Origin of the sequence: Legionella nautarum, assembly GCF_001467895.1 — a bacterium.
Taxonomy (GTDB): domain Bacteria; phylum Pseudomonadota; class Gammaproteobacteria; order Legionellales; family Legionellaceae; genus Tatlockia; species Tatlockia nautarum.
In genome coordinates this window covers 20,577-36,972 of sequence record NZ_LNYO01000006.1, presented here as the reverse complement: position 1 = coordinate 36,972, position 16,396 = coordinate 20,577, and the positions used below count along the sequence as shown (strand labels likewise).

The following is a 16,396-nucleotide window of genomic DNA, read 5'->3' as shown; positions in this document are numbered from 1 at the left end:
AAGAAAAAGATAAAGACCATACACCTATTGTTGCCTTAACAGCGCATGCTGCTGAAGAAAATAAACAGCATTGCATCGAAGCCGGCATGGATGCTGTGCTATCAAAACCAATTACCAAAATTCATGCCTCTAATATATTAGATCACTTTGTTAGACATCCAGAAACCCTTGAGCGCGAAAAGATAGAGCAAGCTAAACTTGATTTACCCGATAATGAGGAAGAGCTCTTTGCCCTTGAACAATTTCCTCTTTTAGAAGTGGAACAAACCTTAAAAAACTTAGGCAATAAATCAGTATTTATCGAACTTTTGCAAGATTTAATAGAGGTGAGCATTCCTCAAGATTTTCCTAGAATGAAGGATGCTTTTGCGACTAAAAACTATGAACAAGTTGAAAAACTAGCTCATAAATTGAAAGGTGGTGCTGTTTATGTGGGAACCATTCGCATGAAATATGCTTGCCAATATTTAGAGCGTTATTGGAAGTCAGGGCAACGGGAACTATTTAAGAAACTTTATAAACAAACCGTTTCAGTCATTGAAGAAACGATGTCTTATGTTAAAAATTGGCTTAAAGTAAACAGTCCTTAACTACCTTATTTTCTCACTCAACATAGGCTTTATTTCTCTCAGGGTGTATTATTTTTAGAGCGTAAAAAGCTAAACGGTTTCAAAAGATTGAATACCCACATCAGTCATGGAGTCCTCCTTATGCTCTCACCATGAAAATAGATGCCGGATGATTAATTAGGAATTGATTTAAATAGAGAAAGTCTTCGATGTAATCATCAGCCGGCGATGGAAAGTCTGCTCTTACGGTACTTGCATACAAGAGAATGGGATATTTGAAGATAACTTAGTTTTAGTACTTTGAATAATTTTTTCAACGACAGGTTTTATCTGCCTTTTAACCCCTTCAAATCCAAGTATGCTCTTCATAGCTAAATCGTTAAAATCAGTAAAATCTTTTGGATTGCTGCTCTGCTCACCTGGTGCAAAGGTTGGAAATAATAATGATCCCTTAACAGCATGAGCAGTTTCTTGGGCTTTCAGTTTGCCTGTATTGATGCCAAGAGTTGCTTCAAGATGTTTATCGTCATCGCCAATAATAACAATAGGTTTGTTAGGAAAGCGGGTCTGTAGGGCTAGAGCAACTGGTTTTAAATTTCCGGCATCAAAGGCTGCCACAGTACTCACGTTTAATGCTTGAGCGACTGTTGCCGCGGTAGCATAGCCTTCAGCAATTACCAATGCTGGGGCTGATATTAACGCTTTAAATCCGCCGAGAACATGAAAGCATCCTTCTTTGCGGCTTCCTTTGGCAAACCGCTTTATACCTTCTTCATTAATAGATTGCATTGTCCAAAGTTTACCTTTTTCATCATAAGCAGGAATATAAGCAGTCAAGCCCCCCTCGTCGGTAAAAATATCCGAAAAAGGGTTAATACCCTTATTTTTTAAATAAGGGTTATCTTGTGTTGCAGGTCTTAGATTTGCTATTTGTTCCTTAAGGCGTGAAGCTACTTGCTCGTGATTTTCCTTTTGTTCAGCTAAACGTGCTTGACGCTTCGCTTGAGAACTTGCTTTTAAGGCTATCTTCTCTTCTGGACTAAAAGAGTAGCCTTTGCTTGTCCATTTCAATTCAGCACCTGTACGATTATTTTTAATATAACCTGCTGGGTGGCTGTCTAAGTAAGCGACATAAAATCCTGCTTTTCCCCCTTTTTTATCGCCAACTGTTTCTATCCGATGTGGGTTACCATCCATAATCGGATGGTTGGCCGAAAGTATACAATCCAAACTGATTAACGCTTCACTAAATTCCTGTATGGGATTTAAAGCTGGCGTTTGCCTTTGCATGGCATTTTGGGGTAACCAGGGTTTTAATTTATCAAGGGGCACTCCAGGATTAGCATACCAGCACTTTTGGAATTTATCCCAGCTGATAGCAGGTTTACCATCTCCGAGTTTACCCAGCAGAAGTTTGGCCTTATCTTTCTCCTCATAGGGTATGGCAAGCCAGGTTTTTTCAGTGGTTAATGGGCCTTGTTGCATGGTTGGATTCTCCAAAGTTGGTTCTTCCATGATAGGCTCAAGCTGTAGTATTTGTTTTTGCTCTAACTCTAAAACAAAGGTTTGAATTTTTTCTGCATCAGCAGCCGCTCTAAAAATTTCTAAAGGGTCATCCTCTAACACCTTAATCCAGGATTTAATGTAGGCACTGTGTTGGCCTGGATCATGTCCTATTCTTAATTCCTCACCTAAAATCATACTCGCAATTTCGGCGCGAAGTTCTTCTCTTGCATAACCCTCCGAACCAAAGGGATGCGTTAGATCTCGATTAAGTCTTGATTCATGACCCGTCCAATGACTCAATTCATGCAACGCCGTCGCATAATAATGGGCAGCGGTGTCAAATTGATGTTTGGAAGGTAAGTGAATACTGTCGCTAATGGGTTGATAAAATGCCCTATCAGTTTGTGAATGATGTAGTTTAGCGCCTGAATTCACTAAAATGGTTTCTGCTCTGTCAACAAGCGCCCAGTTTTCTTTTTGTATCTCGATTGGCGGTATGCCTTCAATTTGACAAGCGTTAAACACTGTTGCATAAAAAACTCGCGGACGTTCAAGGCGAATAGTGACTTTGGTATGCTCTCCTTTTTCATTGAGCACCGGCTTGCCTAGCTCATCTTTTTTGACACGCTCCTCTGAAAATTGCCAATATTGGATAGTCGTTCCTTTCTCTCCCTTTCTGACCTGAGCCTCAAAAGTAGCCGCTTGCTTGTAAGTTAACCAGCGGTTATCAGGGTATTCTTTGGCCATTAAGTGAATGGCATTGATTCCTTTATAACGTTTATTTGTTAAAGGATTAATTGGTAGCAGGGAAGTTGGATTGCCTGGATTCCAAGGCTTTAACCAGGGTGCCGTCCCTTTTTTTAATTGTTCAATGAGATTCATTGCGACTAACTCATGAAAAGGAATTTTATCCATGCCTTAGCCCTCCTCATGAGCATCTGCCAAATCTACTTGGCTATGAAGTGCGTCTTGTTCAGTTAAGGCATCCTCTTTAAAAGCACCCGCTAAATGGGCTTCATCAGGGGAGAATTCAGCCGCAAAGCCGACAATTTCGGCATCCTTAAGTTTGTCGTGTAAGGCTTCTTCGGTACGGGTTTTAATGGTTTGGTTCATCATCATTTTTTCCTAGTGTAAGTTTTCAAAAACAGGCATCCCTTTTGAATCGCGATAAGTTTGTTTGCAGGACGGGTAACTGCTGCAAGACCACCAATTCCCCTTTGCGCCTTTTCTTCGACACAAACCATTGCTGCAATTTTTGCAATGATATTCAGTTGATACGGTGAATGTCGGTTTGACCCCCTTAAGCGTCACTTTGCCGATATTGGCAAGCTTGACTTGCTCACACACAAACTTAATTTGTTTCTCAATAAATGCATCAAAATGGTCTGGTTCTTTTTCGATAGCTTTTAACATTCGCTCATAAAGTGCAGTTAGCACTGGACTTTTCACTAAATCGGGTAGGACATCTATAATGCTTTGGCCTAAGGGTGTGCTGACAATCGTTTTGCCCTTAGTTTCGATAAAGTTTCGTCGTTTTAATTCAGAGATAATGGATGCCCTTGTAGCAGGTGTTCCTATACCATCCCCGTCTTTGAGCATTTTTTTATGCTCAGCATCGCTGATAATGTTATGAATATTTTCCATTGCTCGTTGGAGTGTTCCTTCGGTAAATCGTGGTGCGGGTTTGGTTTTAGTATCAATGCGTTTGGCATTTATGCAATGAATGACGTCGCCTAACTTCATTTCCGGCAGTGTTTGATTCGAATCCCCCTCCGATTCTTCCTCTTTGTCTTCCTGATACAACTCACACCAACCCGCTTTAACAATCGTTTTTCCTTTGACAACAAAACGTTCCGAAGCCACCTCCATTTCAATGGTCGTACTTAGAAACTCATGAACAGGATAAAACTGAGCAAGGTAATTTCGCACGATAAGCTCATAAATTTTGTGCTCTTTATCGGTTAAATGAGCCTTTGAACCTTTATGCATGGTAGGAATGATTCCAAAGTGCACGGTGACTTTGCTGTCATCCCAAGTTTTAGATTTAATAGCAGGATTTGCTTTTGCAATGAAGGAAGCAAAGTCTGGATTAACAACCTTGAGAGCTTCTAAAACAGCTGTAACATCATTATGTTGAGATTCCGGTAAGTAGCTGCAATCAGTACGAGGGTAAGTAGTTAATTTATGAGTTTCATACAGGGCTTGGCAACATTCCAATACCTCTGCGGCACTAAACCCATAACGATTCGAAGCTAACAGCGTCAAATCCGACAAGGAATAGGCACGAGGCTGGGCTTTAGTTCTAGGTTCTTGTTGATAATGGCAGATATTGCCAAGTTTGCCCGATACTCTGTTGATTAAGGCATTAGCAATTGCAGTATCGATTAAACGGCCTTGCTCATCTAGACCTGGCTGGTCTTCGCGCGCCTGCCAGTTGGCGATAAATTGATTTGCTCCATATTGAAACTCAGCCTTAATAGTATGAAAGGGGATGGGCTTAAAGGCTTCGATGTCTCTGTCTCTATCGACAACCAATTTTAGGGTAGGCGTTTGTACACGACCCACAGTAATTAATGCATTTGTTCCACCACGATTGGCGCGAAGAGTATAGGCTCTGCTTAAGTTCATGCCAATGAGCCAATCTGCTTTTGCCCTGGCATTAGCCGCTCGACCTAAGCCTAAATATTCGCTATTGTTTTTCATGGCCTTTAAACCACGTTCAAGCGAGATTGTATCGTGAGCTGCTACCCAAAAGCGAAGGACGGGTTTTTTATTGTGGAAATGCTCTAACACTTCATCAATTAACAATTGCCCCTCTCGGTCAGAATCACCTGCATTGACAATGAGGCTCGCCTCTTTGAGCAAAGCGCCGATGATGTTTAACTGTTTTTTAGCATCTACTTTTGGTTTGATAATCCATTGATTTGGGATGATAGGTAAATCCTCAATGCGCCAGAGTTTCTTGCCGGTTTTAGGGCTTCTGTTCGCTTCATCATTGGTGTATTCATCGGGTTCTGCTAATTGAAGCATGTGACCAAAGCACCAAGTCACCTTATCCTGGCCGCAACAGATTACTCCCTCATCCTTGCCTGTTACCCCAAGCGCTTCAGCAATCGCTTTGGCAACCGAGGGTTTTTCTGCAATAAATAGTCTCATTTCTTTCTCTCTCTTCTTAAACAATTTCAGGAGGATAACGGCCATGTCAGAAGTGGTTTAATAATGGCTTTTACTTGGGCTTTATCAGTTAATCCAAAATAACGGGCATCAAAAGACCAAGCACTTTGGTCGGTCATTAGCAATAATTCATTGGGTTTAAGCCGGTAATGCGCTACTTGCCACCGAGCTAAATTGACCTCTTTAGGTTGAGAAAAAGGCAACAATTGATTATTCACAAAAATACCTGAAGCCGTTGATGACACTCGATCATTTTCAACTGCTGCAACCTTTTTTATCAAATAACCAAAACCATCTGGACAAAGCCCTTTGTTAATGAAGCCACGATGGAGTGCTTCACGAAATATTACCGTGTTTTTAGGGCAAAAAATGACGTATTGGCCCTTTAATTTTTTCGCTGTTGAAATCCAATAAATTCCCTTAGGGATAGAGTTGCTCGTATTGATGCGAATTCCAATCACTTCCAAAAGGAGTCCAATCGTTATCAGCCCAATTAAAGTCCACGAGAGGCTTGTAAGTAATCGCTTCATAGCTTTATCCTCTCTTCCTCATTTAACTGCTGCCGCAACTTGTCGGATTGAATTGGCGCTTCAACTGCGGCTCTCGCCATAAAAACAGGATCTTGAAAATAAAGCGGTTGTTTGCCATAGATGGCGGGGAACCCTGTCGCATAAACCACCATATCGCCTGCTTTTAAAATAAAACCTTCTGCATTTTTTTTAGGTCCAGGCATACGAAGACACTCATCTGCGGTTAATAAAGGACGTTGTACTTCTTGAGTGGTTTTGGATACTTGATTTAAAAAAAGACTCATGCGGCGACCACTGATTGTCGTTTGCTCTTTGACTATGGTCGTTAAGCCGGTCAGTTTGGATAAGTGCTCTGCTGTTTCCAGACGGTTTGGAGGAAAGGCATTTTGGATATGGCAGTTTGAGGTAATGGTTTCATCAGGGCCATAGCCTCGTTCACGGCTTTTAAGTTGATTGATATCTTGGCAGATAAGATAAAATTTCAACCCATAGCCAGCCACAAAAGCAAGTGACTCTTGCAAAATGTCTAACTTGCCTAAACTAGGAAACTCATCAATCATGCAAAGTAGTCGATGTTGATAGGTTTTCTTGGGGCGAACAGTGATTTCACCCTTTTCATTTTTGACTCGCTCAAATTCCATTTTGTCTGCTAAAAGACGCACAATGACGTTAAGAATTAAACGAACTAAAGGTTGCAGTCGGTCTTTGTCATTGGGTTGAGTCACAATGTACAAACTAACGGGACTTTCATGATTCATTAAATCCTTAATATGAAAGTCAGAAGTAGAGACGTTTTTAGCAACCACTGGGTCACGGTAAAGCGAAAGGTAGGATTTTAAAGTCGATAACACAGAGCCTGCTTCCTCTTCAGGGCGGTCTATCATGTCTCTTGCTGCGGCTGCAATAACAGGGTGGGGCTTTCCGTCTTGATGAGGGTATTGAGTCATTTCAACAAGCAACTCAGCAATATTGACTTTCGGATTAACCAGCATGTCATCGATATTGGGTAAGTTTGCAGAAAGCCCTTCTGCTTTTAACTTATAAATACAGTGCAGAATAAGCCCTACTAATAGCGCTTGTGAGGTTTTCTGCCAATGAGTTGTCAACCCTTTGCCATCGGGATCAACGACTAAAGTCGCAAGGTTTTGGACATCGCCGACTTCATTGTCAGACCCTACTCGAATGCCATCTAAGGGATTTATCGCACAACTACCATTTAGGCTTGCTGGTTCAAAGCGGAGTACTTTGTTTTTGGCATGCTTTTGTCGCCAACCTGCGGTTATAGCCCAAAGCTCTCCTTTTAAATCGGTTATGAGAGCTGAATGTTTCCATGAAAGAAGTGTGGGGATCACAAGCCCTAACCCTTTTCCAGAGCGGGTAGGTGCGTAAGTTAAAATATGTTCTGGCCCATTATGGCGTAAGTAATGCAGTTGGCCTTTACTATCTTCATAAGCACCGACATAAACCCCCTCATCATGTCCTAAAAGTCCTGCATCTCTCATGTCTTGCTCGTTGGCAAAACGGGCTGAGCCATGGAGGTATTCACTGAAATTGCTCTTATTATTTCGTTGTTTTACTAACGCACAGCCGATTAAACCTAAGGAAGTAATCATCATCCCGACTCCTTCAGCACTCTGAAAATAACCAGGGAAATAGCTGTGCCATTTCATCTTCCATAGGACAATGTCCCAAGGCCAATAAAGATGAAAAAAAGAGAAACCTAAAATGGCTTGGTAATGAAATTGATAAGCAAAAAATTGGGTAGCACCCTGCAGACCCGCAATCAACGACAAGAGGACAAGGCTTAAGATATATCGGTGCCGAGCCTTTTTAGGATTTTTATTTTGTGGGCCTGCATGATTGAGAGGAGTAGTCATTGATACTCACTTAGTTGCTCAGGTCTTAATACGCTAGCTAGAGCATAAGCAGCAGACTTGTTTAATGACGAATTGGTTACCTTTGGCTGGTATTGACTCGACTCAATCTCAATTACCTCCATTACGTCTGCACTAACTATTGACTTCACTAATACTTTCGACAGTTCGGGTTTTGTGACTGAATAAGTCAAAACATAGTGATTAAGCCAGTTCTTCCATTGGATGGCTTTTTTAATCAAATCCTCGCGATAGATTCGATTGTATTTTGGAGTTTTAGAATGATAGTTTGCAGCTCTCGTCCACAAATCCTGTTTATCATGTTGTAAATGTCCCCGAATCCGCCAGGCAGCTAAATCGTAAGCATAACAACCAGCCTGGGCTACATCGTCAGGACTTATGCCAAATTTTGCCAAATCCTGTAGATAAGTAGTGTTAAATTGCATCGCCCCTACATCATAACTACCATTCTTGTTTTTAACCCAAAGGCCAGGCGTTCCTGCTTCTTTTTCAGCAATGGCTAAAACAATATTCGTTGGTATTTCATATTTGATAGAGGCTATAATCGCACAAACCACTCGCTCTTTTTCCAACGGTGCTAAATCGGTTAGGGGTATCATCTTAACCCTCCGTACCGGTTGCTTTGTTCACAAATTGACTGACTTCTTCGTGAAGACTCGGTGATTTGCCTTTGGCAAGGCTTCCTTGAAGAAGAGACTGAAGGCTTGAATCAGAGTTCGCTTGACTAGCCATGTTTTCAGGTTGAGACTCACTTGAACGTTGATTAATCGCCTCAGCAATTTGCCCTCCTGTGGTTTCACTAATCCGGCTAGTTATCGATTCTTTCATCGAATCAACCTTGTCTTTAAAGGTATCCGCAGTGCCTTGAGCAAGATGTGAAGCCATCGTTTGCGCAAATCGAGAGGCTTGTCCCATGGCTGAAGCTAATCCACCGCTAGGACTAGCTTTTTGCGAGAGAGTACTACCTTCGTTTAAGCTTTGTTGTGCGGCTTGAAAGGCAGTTTTTAATGCTTGCGCACCACCAGCACCGCTTGCAGCTGCTCCCATTGCCGTTGACATACCACTCGAAAGGGCAGCCGATGCTAAGCCTGCAGCGCCCATGGCACCTCCAAGACCTATTCCGCCACCACTAAAGCCGCCACCATTAACAATACCTGCAAGCAGGGGTGGAATTTTATTAATAAGCGATAGAAGGATGATAGCGACCACCAACATGACAAATAGCTCTTTAATAGCCATATCACCACTCATGGCCGCGTAATACTGGTCAATAAACGATTTTCCAATGCCAATAATTAAAACCATGGCAAAAGATTGCAAAGCAATAGATAAAACTGTTCGGTAGTAATTCATGGCAATATCTTGCGTCCAGCGTCCGCCACCAAATCCTAAGAGAAAAACTCCTCCATAAGCTAAAATCCAGGCAGAGATTAAGATGATGAGCATATTAATCCCCACCAGCGCCAATACCACAAGAATGACCGCGGCCATTATTAATCCGACTGTAGTTGATGCCGGTGACCAAATAGAGGAGGCATCTACCACTTTCGACGCGATATCAAAGCCAATATCCACAATGCCAGAGGGTGAAACCAATTTATTTAAACCAGATGCCTTTGAAGCGATTTGGCGCAATGAATCAATAATTGACATCGCAATGGCAGGCCCGTTTTCCAAAAGCCAGAAGAAAAATCCAGTCACTACAAAAAAGCGTATGGTTTCTGCAAAAAACTCTTGTAGATCTGCTTTTCGGAGCGCCATAAACCCATAAGTCCAGACCATGCTGATTAAAGTTAGGCTCCAAAACAACCAAGAAGCATAAGCCTGGATCTGTTTGCCCCATTGGGAGGTAGTGGTCGCAAAGCGGTTTAAAATGCTGTCAAATAAATCAGCATTATGAATACCAGCACCCTCTGCATGAACGGAGGAGATTAATCCTGTCAGCAAACAGACGATCAGAAAAACAAAGACCGGTTTTTTCATTCGTTTACCATTCCTTGCCTGAACTTTTCACAAAGTTGCCTTTGCGAAAACAAGCTTCTGCAATTGCTGTTAGTTCTTCCCTAGAACGGCCAACTTTTGAAGATTCACAGGTTAGTTGTGATAAACGTTTTGTTTTCGCCTGCTCACTTTCGCAGCCTAAAATAAATGAACTGATAAATATGAGTGTGGCTATAAGTCCTATTTTCATGTTGTCTTCCTTTTGTTGTTGTTAAGTTGTTTTTACCAAGTTCTACCAGAGCTTTTTTTAAAACCTCCAGCGCGAAAGCGCTCATCACCCGCTGCTTGTATCGCTTCTTTGTTTGCAATGGCCGCAGCTCTTGTGGCTTGTGCATTCTGTTCTGATATCAGTAACCCTCTAATTTGAAGTAATTGATTGGTTTCGGCACTGGCTAATTGACTTGCCGCTTGAATAGCTTGTTTTTGGCCTTCTGCATTTTCCGCCTGTCGTTGCAGTACTCTTAATTTTTGAGCCTCCCGTTGCAAGCTTTGTTGTTGTTTATCAAGTCCTCTTAATTGAGCATCATTCGCTTTTTTTTGAGCAGCTGATGCGGCTAATTGATTGTTTTTTATGAGTTGTAATTGGGCTTTTGTACATCCCCCTGTAGCACAGAGGGATTTATCGTAGTACTCCGCACTTTGATAACGATTTAAATAAGCATCCAGGCTTCCTGCTTGTTGTTTGTAATAATTAAGCGTGTCGATAGATTGAAGCAAATTATCAATAGTCACATTGGTAGAGTCCCAGTTATAGGTGGCTAATGAGGAGGTATTTTTAATCATTGCTTCGTATTCGGCCAGTTGACTTTTATATAACTTCAATTGGTAAGCGGTTTGTTTAACACTTTCTAAAAGATTGGCAGAGTCAAAGACGGGCATAATGGCTAGCGCTTTTTGTATAAATAACACCAAACCGAAGGTGCTTACTTGAAGTGCTCGTTTTGAAATATGTTTTATCTTCATTCTTGCTGAACCTCATTGATAATCAAAAGCGTGATAAGGTTTTTTAAAAGCTAAATCTTTAACCACCGTCACGTTAAAGCGATACCCTGAGCGAATTTTCAAATCCGGTGCAATATTTAAATTTTTAGCAATCATTTGGGCGGTCACTTCACCAAGCTGCTGACCTAAGGCTTGACTTAAAACGCTACCGGCTGTGGGTGAGCTATAGGGGCCATTCATTGAATGGTTTTGGCTGTAAGTGATGCCTGCCACAACACCTGACATCAATAAGGCCGAACCAAAGATACGTACATAATGATTATTCACCTCGTCTCTAAATCCAGCATAGCCGGCACCATCAGCGCCAGGCATTGAGCCAATATCCAAGACCTTACCATCAGGGAAAGTTAATCGCTGCCAGGCAACTAATAGAGAATTTTGACCATAACTAACATCCGTTGAATAAAGGCCGAGAAGTTGAGTACCTTGAGGAATTAAAAGGTATTTTCCAGTGGCGGTGTCATAAACATTCTGAGAAACTTGCCCTTTAATTTGACCAGGCAAGTCCGAGCGAACGCCGCTAATCATTACTCCAGGAATCACGCCACCCGCTCGAAGCATAAAAGGTGTTGATGGCTTTTCAACCGCTGAGTGAAGTACCCACCGCTTTTCATCTTCAGTGCCGCCCAAAGGCTTTGAGGAGTCGGTTTGATTCGTTTGAATATTCCCATCGATTGAAATTGTTTCGGAGTTATAAACTCGGCCTTGAGTCTTTGGGGTTAAATTAAACTCGACGCTTGTCTTTGCTTTCACTGCTTCTTCAAAAAGCTGCATTTTGACTTGTCTTATCCGTTCGACCTCACTATCAGCCGGTATTTCTTCTTTCGTTGGTTTAGGAGGTAAATCAGGCTTTTCAATGACGGCCACTGGAAGAACGATGCTTTCTGTTACTGTTTTTACAGGATTTGCAGGAGGAATAATCCCCCCATGTCTATCACCAATGATGTCATTTGCAAGCGCTAAGCTGTCTCTGGATTCGACGTGGGTTTTCACAACCTCCTGCGGCTTATTTTGAAGATTAGCTCGTTTGACAGCCACTAAAGCAATCATCAAGACAAAAATAGCTAGGGCTGCCAAGGCGATGACCAAAGGCAAATTATTAACCCGTCGAACTGTTGATTTTTCAAGTCGGCTGGGCGAGCTATCAGCTGATAATACATTGGAATCATACATCATTCTCACTCCTGCCTTGTCCACAGACCAAGAGGTCTTAATGTGCCCTTTTTGATTGAATAGGCTCGCGTCAACGTTTTAGACCCTAGATATAAAGTGACTCGATAAAGTTTGTTTTGAATAGGGGCGTCCATCACGTAAAAGAAGTTGATGGCACCTTTAGCATTTGAACCTTCACTGACACTGTAACCTGATTGGCGTAAGGCTTTTATCAGTTTTAATCCAAAGTTATCTCGTGGTCGAACGATGGCTAACTTTGTTTTAGCTGGTGGATAAAGGCTAACGAGCCGAATCAAAGACTCTTTGACTATGAACTCAGTGCTTTTTTCACTCATTTGGCTAACATTTCCATAGCGCATTGACGTGCAAGCGCTGAGTGATAGAAGCATCAATACAAGCACAAGGTTTTTCATCATGCACACCTCGTAATCGTGATTTTTGCCTGATTTCGCCCAACGCCTGCAATCAAAATGGCCTTGTCAAAGACTGAGTCAACGATGTAACGATTGCCTTGAAGGCGATAATTAACCATCACCTCTTCATCCTTTTTAAATAACCCACCTCTTCTTAAAACTAATAAGGCAGGTGCCTCTGATTGCTGAACTGCTTTTGGCATTTCAATAATTGTTTTAACCCCATTGTTATACACGCGAGCTGGGGTAAACGGTGCTCGCCCGTCAACGCGGTAATTAAAATGAAGATTGCCTAAATATTCGCCTGTTTCAGGCAGGGTATTGTCTGATTTTCTTTTCTTTTCAAGCTGCTTAAATGCCGCCCACTTCGCTTCAGCCTCATCAGGGTAGATAAAAGCTACATAGGGCATAAAATCATGACGGGTAGAACGAAGCCTAAAATGATAGGTTCGTCTGTCAGTAGTCACTACAAGCGAGCTATCAAGCCCCACATCCAACGCTTTAATTAGTAAGTGAAGACGTTGGTTTTCTCCTGAACCAGTGACTGCAGGTTCGACTGTAAATCGTGGGTCGCCCACATTAAAATTATTAAACTGCTCACCTGGTTGCAGAGCCACGTCACAAACCTGCAGCACCGCACAAACCAATTGGGTTTGACCTGAGCCATAAATAAAATGAATCGCCCCATCACGTCCGGCAACAGGCTTTGAGGTGGCATTGCCTGTTTGCCATTTTTTACCAATCGAAAGCGCGGCTTGCTCTTGTTTCGTCAGTTGAATGGTTTTATTAGAAAAGTATTGATTAGCCATGTCTTCTGAATTATCCGCGACACTGATTAAAGGCATCAATACAAAATAGAGTGCTGCTAATTTCTTCATTGATTAACTCCAGATTGTAAATCACTAGACCAACTAAAATCGCGCACAAAAATAAAATGCGGGTTTTTTAAGAGCGTGTCATTGGCTGAATCGCTTAGTCGGGGATTTTGATACAAGGTCAGAAGCGCTTTCATTGCCTTCGGTTGGGACTTCAATGTGCCATCGCGATTTCGAATCGTTTCAATCCAATCCACCTGCCAGGTGCTATCGGTTTCTTGCAAAACAGAACGGATATCGACACTCACTATTTCAAAGGCGGCGCGATTAAAGGGATTGGCATCTGCGTTTCCATTAAAGTATTGGTTTGCTTTACTCACCGCGGCATCACTGCCATTTAAGTAGGAGTAAGTTTGTAAAATAGCCTTTTTTTGTAAATCCGCATCAGCGGTCACCAGACGAATCGCTTCTATGAATCGTGCCGCTATACTTTGATAATCCTCAAGGGTTGCCTCACCTATTTTATCGGCACGGGTAATCGAAAGCGTGTTGCCGCTTGCATCTTGCTGAAAGACTAAGGGAATAAATTTGGATTGACTACCAATAGCAATAAGGCCGCCAACGGCAGTTAATGCAATGAGAAGACTTCCTAGACCTACTAATTGCCAAACTTGGACGGATTTCATTAATCCGCCGACATGCTCATTCCAGGCTCGTCTTGCGTTGAGATAAGGATTTACAGTGTTTGATTCTTGGTCTTGTGTTTTTTTAAGTAGTTTCATCGTGCTATTCCATAATCATTTAGATTTAAACCTTTAGACAAAAGCCACTCAGGCACCCAATCTTTTCCATGCCTTAACTCAAGTTTTTGAATGGTTGCTATCGATTCAGGTGAGGTAGCACCCACAAAAGAAAGCGCTAAAGGGCCTAGAGTGAGTTGAAAAACACGTTGTCCCATTTCGCTAACGTAGAGATAATCTTGTTTTGGGGTAGCTTCAGCAACGATATCAATTAGCCGTTTATTTAAACCCATACGCGTATAAAGTGCTGCTGTACTTTCTTCGCGCGCATAAAGGTTTGGTAGGAAAATTTTAGTCGCAGTGGATTCTACAATCACGTCCAAAATCCCTGAGTTTGCTGCATGAGAGAGGTGCTGAGTCGCCATGAGTACCGAACAATTCAGTTTAGCCATCGAGTCAAGCCATTCTGCAATTTTTTGACGAAACTTAGGATGCGCGAGCATCAACCAAGCTTCATCAAGAAGGATAAGGGTTGGTCGACCATCTAGGGTACGTTCAATGCGGCGAAAAAGATAAAGCAGCACAGGCAGTGCAAATTTCTCACCTAATCGCATTAAGTGCTCAATTTCAAAGGTCATGAAATCAGAAAGAGCTAAGCCATCAACCTCGGCATCCACTAAATGTCCCATTAAGCCATCGATGGTATATTGTTTTAAGGTTTCACGAATTTGCTCATCCTGAATCATGAGAGAGAATTCAGACATGGTTTTCGCTTGGCTTTGATGCATGTTGACAATCGCATAACCAATTTCATTGCGCTGATGAGGGGTGGTCGCTAAACCATTTAAAGCCAAAATAGTATCAATCCACTCCATTGCCCATGCCCTGTCTGCCTTAGTTTCTAAAAATTGCAAGGGAGCAAAGGCAAGACGAGAGTCATTGGCAGCAATCGTGTAATGCTCACCGCCAACGCCCTTGCAAGTTGGATACATAGACATGCCCTTGTCAAAAGCATAGATACGAGCACCAGGATAGCGCCGCCAGGACAAGGCAATTAAGCCTAAAAGCGTCGATTTACCAGAGCGAGTGGGACCAAAGACAATACCATGACCTAAATCCCTGACATGAAGGTTTAAACGAAAGGGGGAATTGCCACTGGTAACACAATGCATTAATGGCGGTGAATGAGATGGAAATAAGGGGCTTGGTGCTTCGTTTTGCCCTGTCCAAATTGTTGAAGTGGGCAACAAGTCTGCAAGATTCATCGTATGCAATAAAGGTCGACGCACGTTCTCAACCCCATGTCCTGGCAGACTGCCTAAAAAGGCTTCCATCGTATTGATTGTTTCTGTCCTCGCAGCAAAACCTAAGCGATTAATTACTTTTTCAATAAAACGGGCTGATTGTTCAACCAAATCACGGTTTTCATCCATCAAAACCACAACGGACGTGTAATAACCCTGAGCGACGAGTCCAGAATTCGTTTCAGCAATCGCTGATTGGGCATCGTTGACCATATCAAGGGCATCTTCATCAATAACCCCTTTATTGGTATTAAAGAGTTGAGCATAAAAACCTCTCACTTTTTGCTGCCATTTTTTTCTAAATTTTGTTAAGTGTGCGACTGCTTCATGGTTATCCATAAAAATAAAGCGAGAATTCCACCGGTATTCAATGGGCAGTTCAGTTAAGGCATTCAAAATGCCTGGGGTTGATTCTAAGGGAAACCCTTCAATGGCTACACATTGAATAAAATTGCGGCCAATTTTAGGGATAACTCCTGTCATGAGTTCTTGTCCGCCAATTAAAGCATCGAGGTAAATGGGATTGTTAGGTAAATGAATGGGGTGATTGAGTCCTGTCACGCAATACTGAATAAAACTTAACAACTTATCCTGTGACGCTGTTAGGCTATCCTCTAGTACTACTTTTTCAACGTTCAGTCTTTCAAGTGAAACCGCCGAACTGAGGCGCGTTTCAAAGTTTTGGCATTCCCGTTTAAACTGGCCAATTAATTGGGTAGTACGCGCTTTATTGGAGAGTTTCTTTTGATCATCCTCAAACATTAACTCAACAAATCGTTGCTCTGCTAAAACAGGAGGAAACCAGGTTAGGGTAATGATGAAACATCCCTCATATAGGGTGCCAATATTTTCAAATAAGCAGCGTCGTTCTTCATCCACTGCTTGAGAAACGGGATCAGGAAAATGGGACAATCCTCGCTCACTGTATTTGGGTGTAGTTTGTCTGATTGCATCGACATGAATCATCCAGCCATTGCCCATATTACTTAAGGCTTGATTGATTCTAAACGACACCATTTCACAAGCCTCGTCAGTTGAGCTTGCCTGGTCTTCACCGCGATAAAGCCAGGAGGCCATAAAAGAGCCGTTTTTCCCAATAATTACCCCATCATCTACGACCGCGGCATAATTGAGTAAATCAGCAAGTCCCGCTTCTTTTTTTCGATGCTTTTTTAGATGAAGTGTGCCTGTTACCAACCGTACCTGTCTGAATAAAACCAGCAAGAGTAAGAGGCCAGGCAGAGCAATGAAAATAGGCATTATTTGTATCATGG

At 42.2% G+C, this 16,396-nt stretch carries 15 protein-coding genes; 1 reads left to right on the top strand and 14 read right to left on the bottom strand.

The window, feature by feature from the left end:
• Nucleotides 1–590: Hpt domain-containing protein (locus tag Lnau_RS02665; protein ID WP_157070612.1), on the top strand; the 590-nt coding region annotated here is incomplete at its 5' end.
• A 222-nt stretch (nt 591–812) separates the two neighbouring features.
• Here Lnau_RS02665 and Lnau_RS02660 read toward each other — a convergent pair.
• From Lnau_RS02660 to Lnau_RS02595, 14 genes are read right to left on the bottom strand one after another with little or no spacing between them, the layout of a single operon-like run.
• Entirely contained in the window at nt 813–2,990 is a 2,178-nt protein-coding gene (locus Lnau_RS02660; RefSeq protein ID WP_058503609.1) for a zincin-like metallopeptidase domain-containing protein, read from the bottom strand.
• A gap of 3 nt (nt 2,991–2,993) precedes the next feature.
• Nucleotides 2,994–3,194 carry a conjugal transfer protein TraD gene (locus Lnau_RS02655; RefSeq protein ID WP_202972566.1) on the bottom strand — a complete coding sequence of 67 codons (201 nt, stop codon included), beginning with the start codon at nt 3,192–3,194 and terminating at the stop codon, nt 2,994–2,996.
• 6 nt (nt 3,195–3,200) lie between these two features.
• Nucleotides 3,201–5,231 carry a DNA topoisomerase 3 gene (locus Lnau_RS02650; protein ID WP_058503608.1) on the bottom strand — a complete coding sequence of 677 codons (2,031 nt, stop codon included), beginning with the start codon at nt 5,229–5,231 and terminating at the stop codon, nt 3,201–3,203.
• A gap of 26 nt (nt 5,232–5,257) precedes the next feature.
• Nucleotides 5,258–5,779: a conjugative transfer signal peptidase TraF gene (gene traF / locus Lnau_RS02645; RefSeq protein ID WP_058503607.1), complete on the bottom strand. Its 522-nt coding sequence runs from the start codon at nt 5,777–5,779 to the stop codon at nt 5,258–5,260.
• Nucleotides 5,776–7,656: a type IV secretory system conjugative DNA transfer family protein gene (locus Lnau_RS02640; RefSeq protein ID WP_058503606.1), complete on the bottom strand. Its 1,881-nt coding sequence runs from the start codon at nt 7,654–7,656 to the stop codon at nt 5,776–5,778. The genes traF and Lnau_RS02640 overlap by 4 nt, the downstream gene beginning before the upstream one ends.
• Nucleotides 7,653–8,273, bottom strand: a complete 621-nt coding sequence (locus Lnau_RS02635) for a lysozyme family protein (RefSeq protein ID WP_202972565.1) — start codon at nt 8,271–8,273, stop codon at nt 7,653–7,655. The genes Lnau_RS02640 and Lnau_RS02635 overlap by 4 nt, the downstream gene beginning before the upstream one ends.
• A gap of 1 nt (nt 8,274) precedes the next feature.
• Nucleotides 8,275–9,657, bottom strand: a complete 1,383-nt coding sequence (trbL, locus tag Lnau_RS02630; RefSeq protein ID WP_058503605.1) for a P-type conjugative transfer protein TrbL — start codon at nt 9,655–9,657, stop codon at nt 8,275–8,277.
• Nucleotides 9,658–9,661: 4 nt separating this feature from the next.
• Nucleotides 9,662–9,865, bottom strand: a complete 204-nt coding sequence (locus Lnau_RS02625; protein ID WP_058503604.1) for a hypothetical protein — start codon at nt 9,863–9,865, stop codon at nt 9,662–9,664.
• Between the two features lie 32 nt (nt 9,866–9,897).
• Nucleotides 9,898–10,638: a P-type conjugative transfer protein TrbJ gene (gene trbJ, locus Lnau_RS02620; protein WP_058503603.1), complete on the bottom strand. Its 741-nt coding sequence runs from the start codon at nt 10,636–10,638 to the stop codon at nt 9,898–9,900.
• Nucleotides 10,639–10,650: 12 nt separating this feature from the next.
• A complete protein-coding gene (locus Lnau_RS02615) occupies nt 10,651–11,853 on the bottom strand; it encodes a TrbI/VirB10 family protein (RefSeq protein WP_058503602.1) in 1,203 nt (400 codons plus the stop codon).
• A 2-nt stretch (nt 11,854–11,855) separates the two neighbouring features.
• The gene (locus tag Lnau_RS02610) at nt 11,856–12,266 is read right to left on the bottom strand and encodes a hypothetical protein (RefSeq protein ID WP_083503761.1); all 411 of its coding nucleotides are present in this window, start codon (nt 12,264–12,266) and stop codon (nt 11,856–11,858) included.
• Nucleotides 12,263–13,141: a P-type conjugative transfer protein TrbG gene (gene trbG, locus Lnau_RS02605; RefSeq protein WP_058503600.1), complete on the bottom strand. Its 879-nt coding sequence runs from the start codon at nt 13,139–13,141 to the stop codon at nt 12,263–12,265. Before trbG ends, Lnau_RS02610 begins: the two co-directional genes overlap by 4 nt.
• A complete protein-coding gene (locus tag Lnau_RS02600) occupies nt 13,138–13,860 on the bottom strand; it encodes a VirB8/TrbF family protein (protein WP_058503599.1) in 723 nt (240 codons plus the stop codon). The genes trbG and Lnau_RS02600 overlap by 4 nt, the downstream gene beginning before the upstream one ends.
• The gene (locus tag Lnau_RS02595) at nt 13,857–16,394 is read right to left on the bottom strand and encodes a VirB4 family type IV secretion/conjugal transfer ATPase (RefSeq protein WP_058503598.1); all 2,538 of its coding nucleotides are present in this window, start codon (nt 16,392–16,394) and stop codon (nt 13,857–13,859) included. Before Lnau_RS02595 ends, Lnau_RS02600 begins: the two co-directional genes overlap by 4 nt.
• Nucleotides 16,395–16,396: the final 2 nt, after the last annotated feature.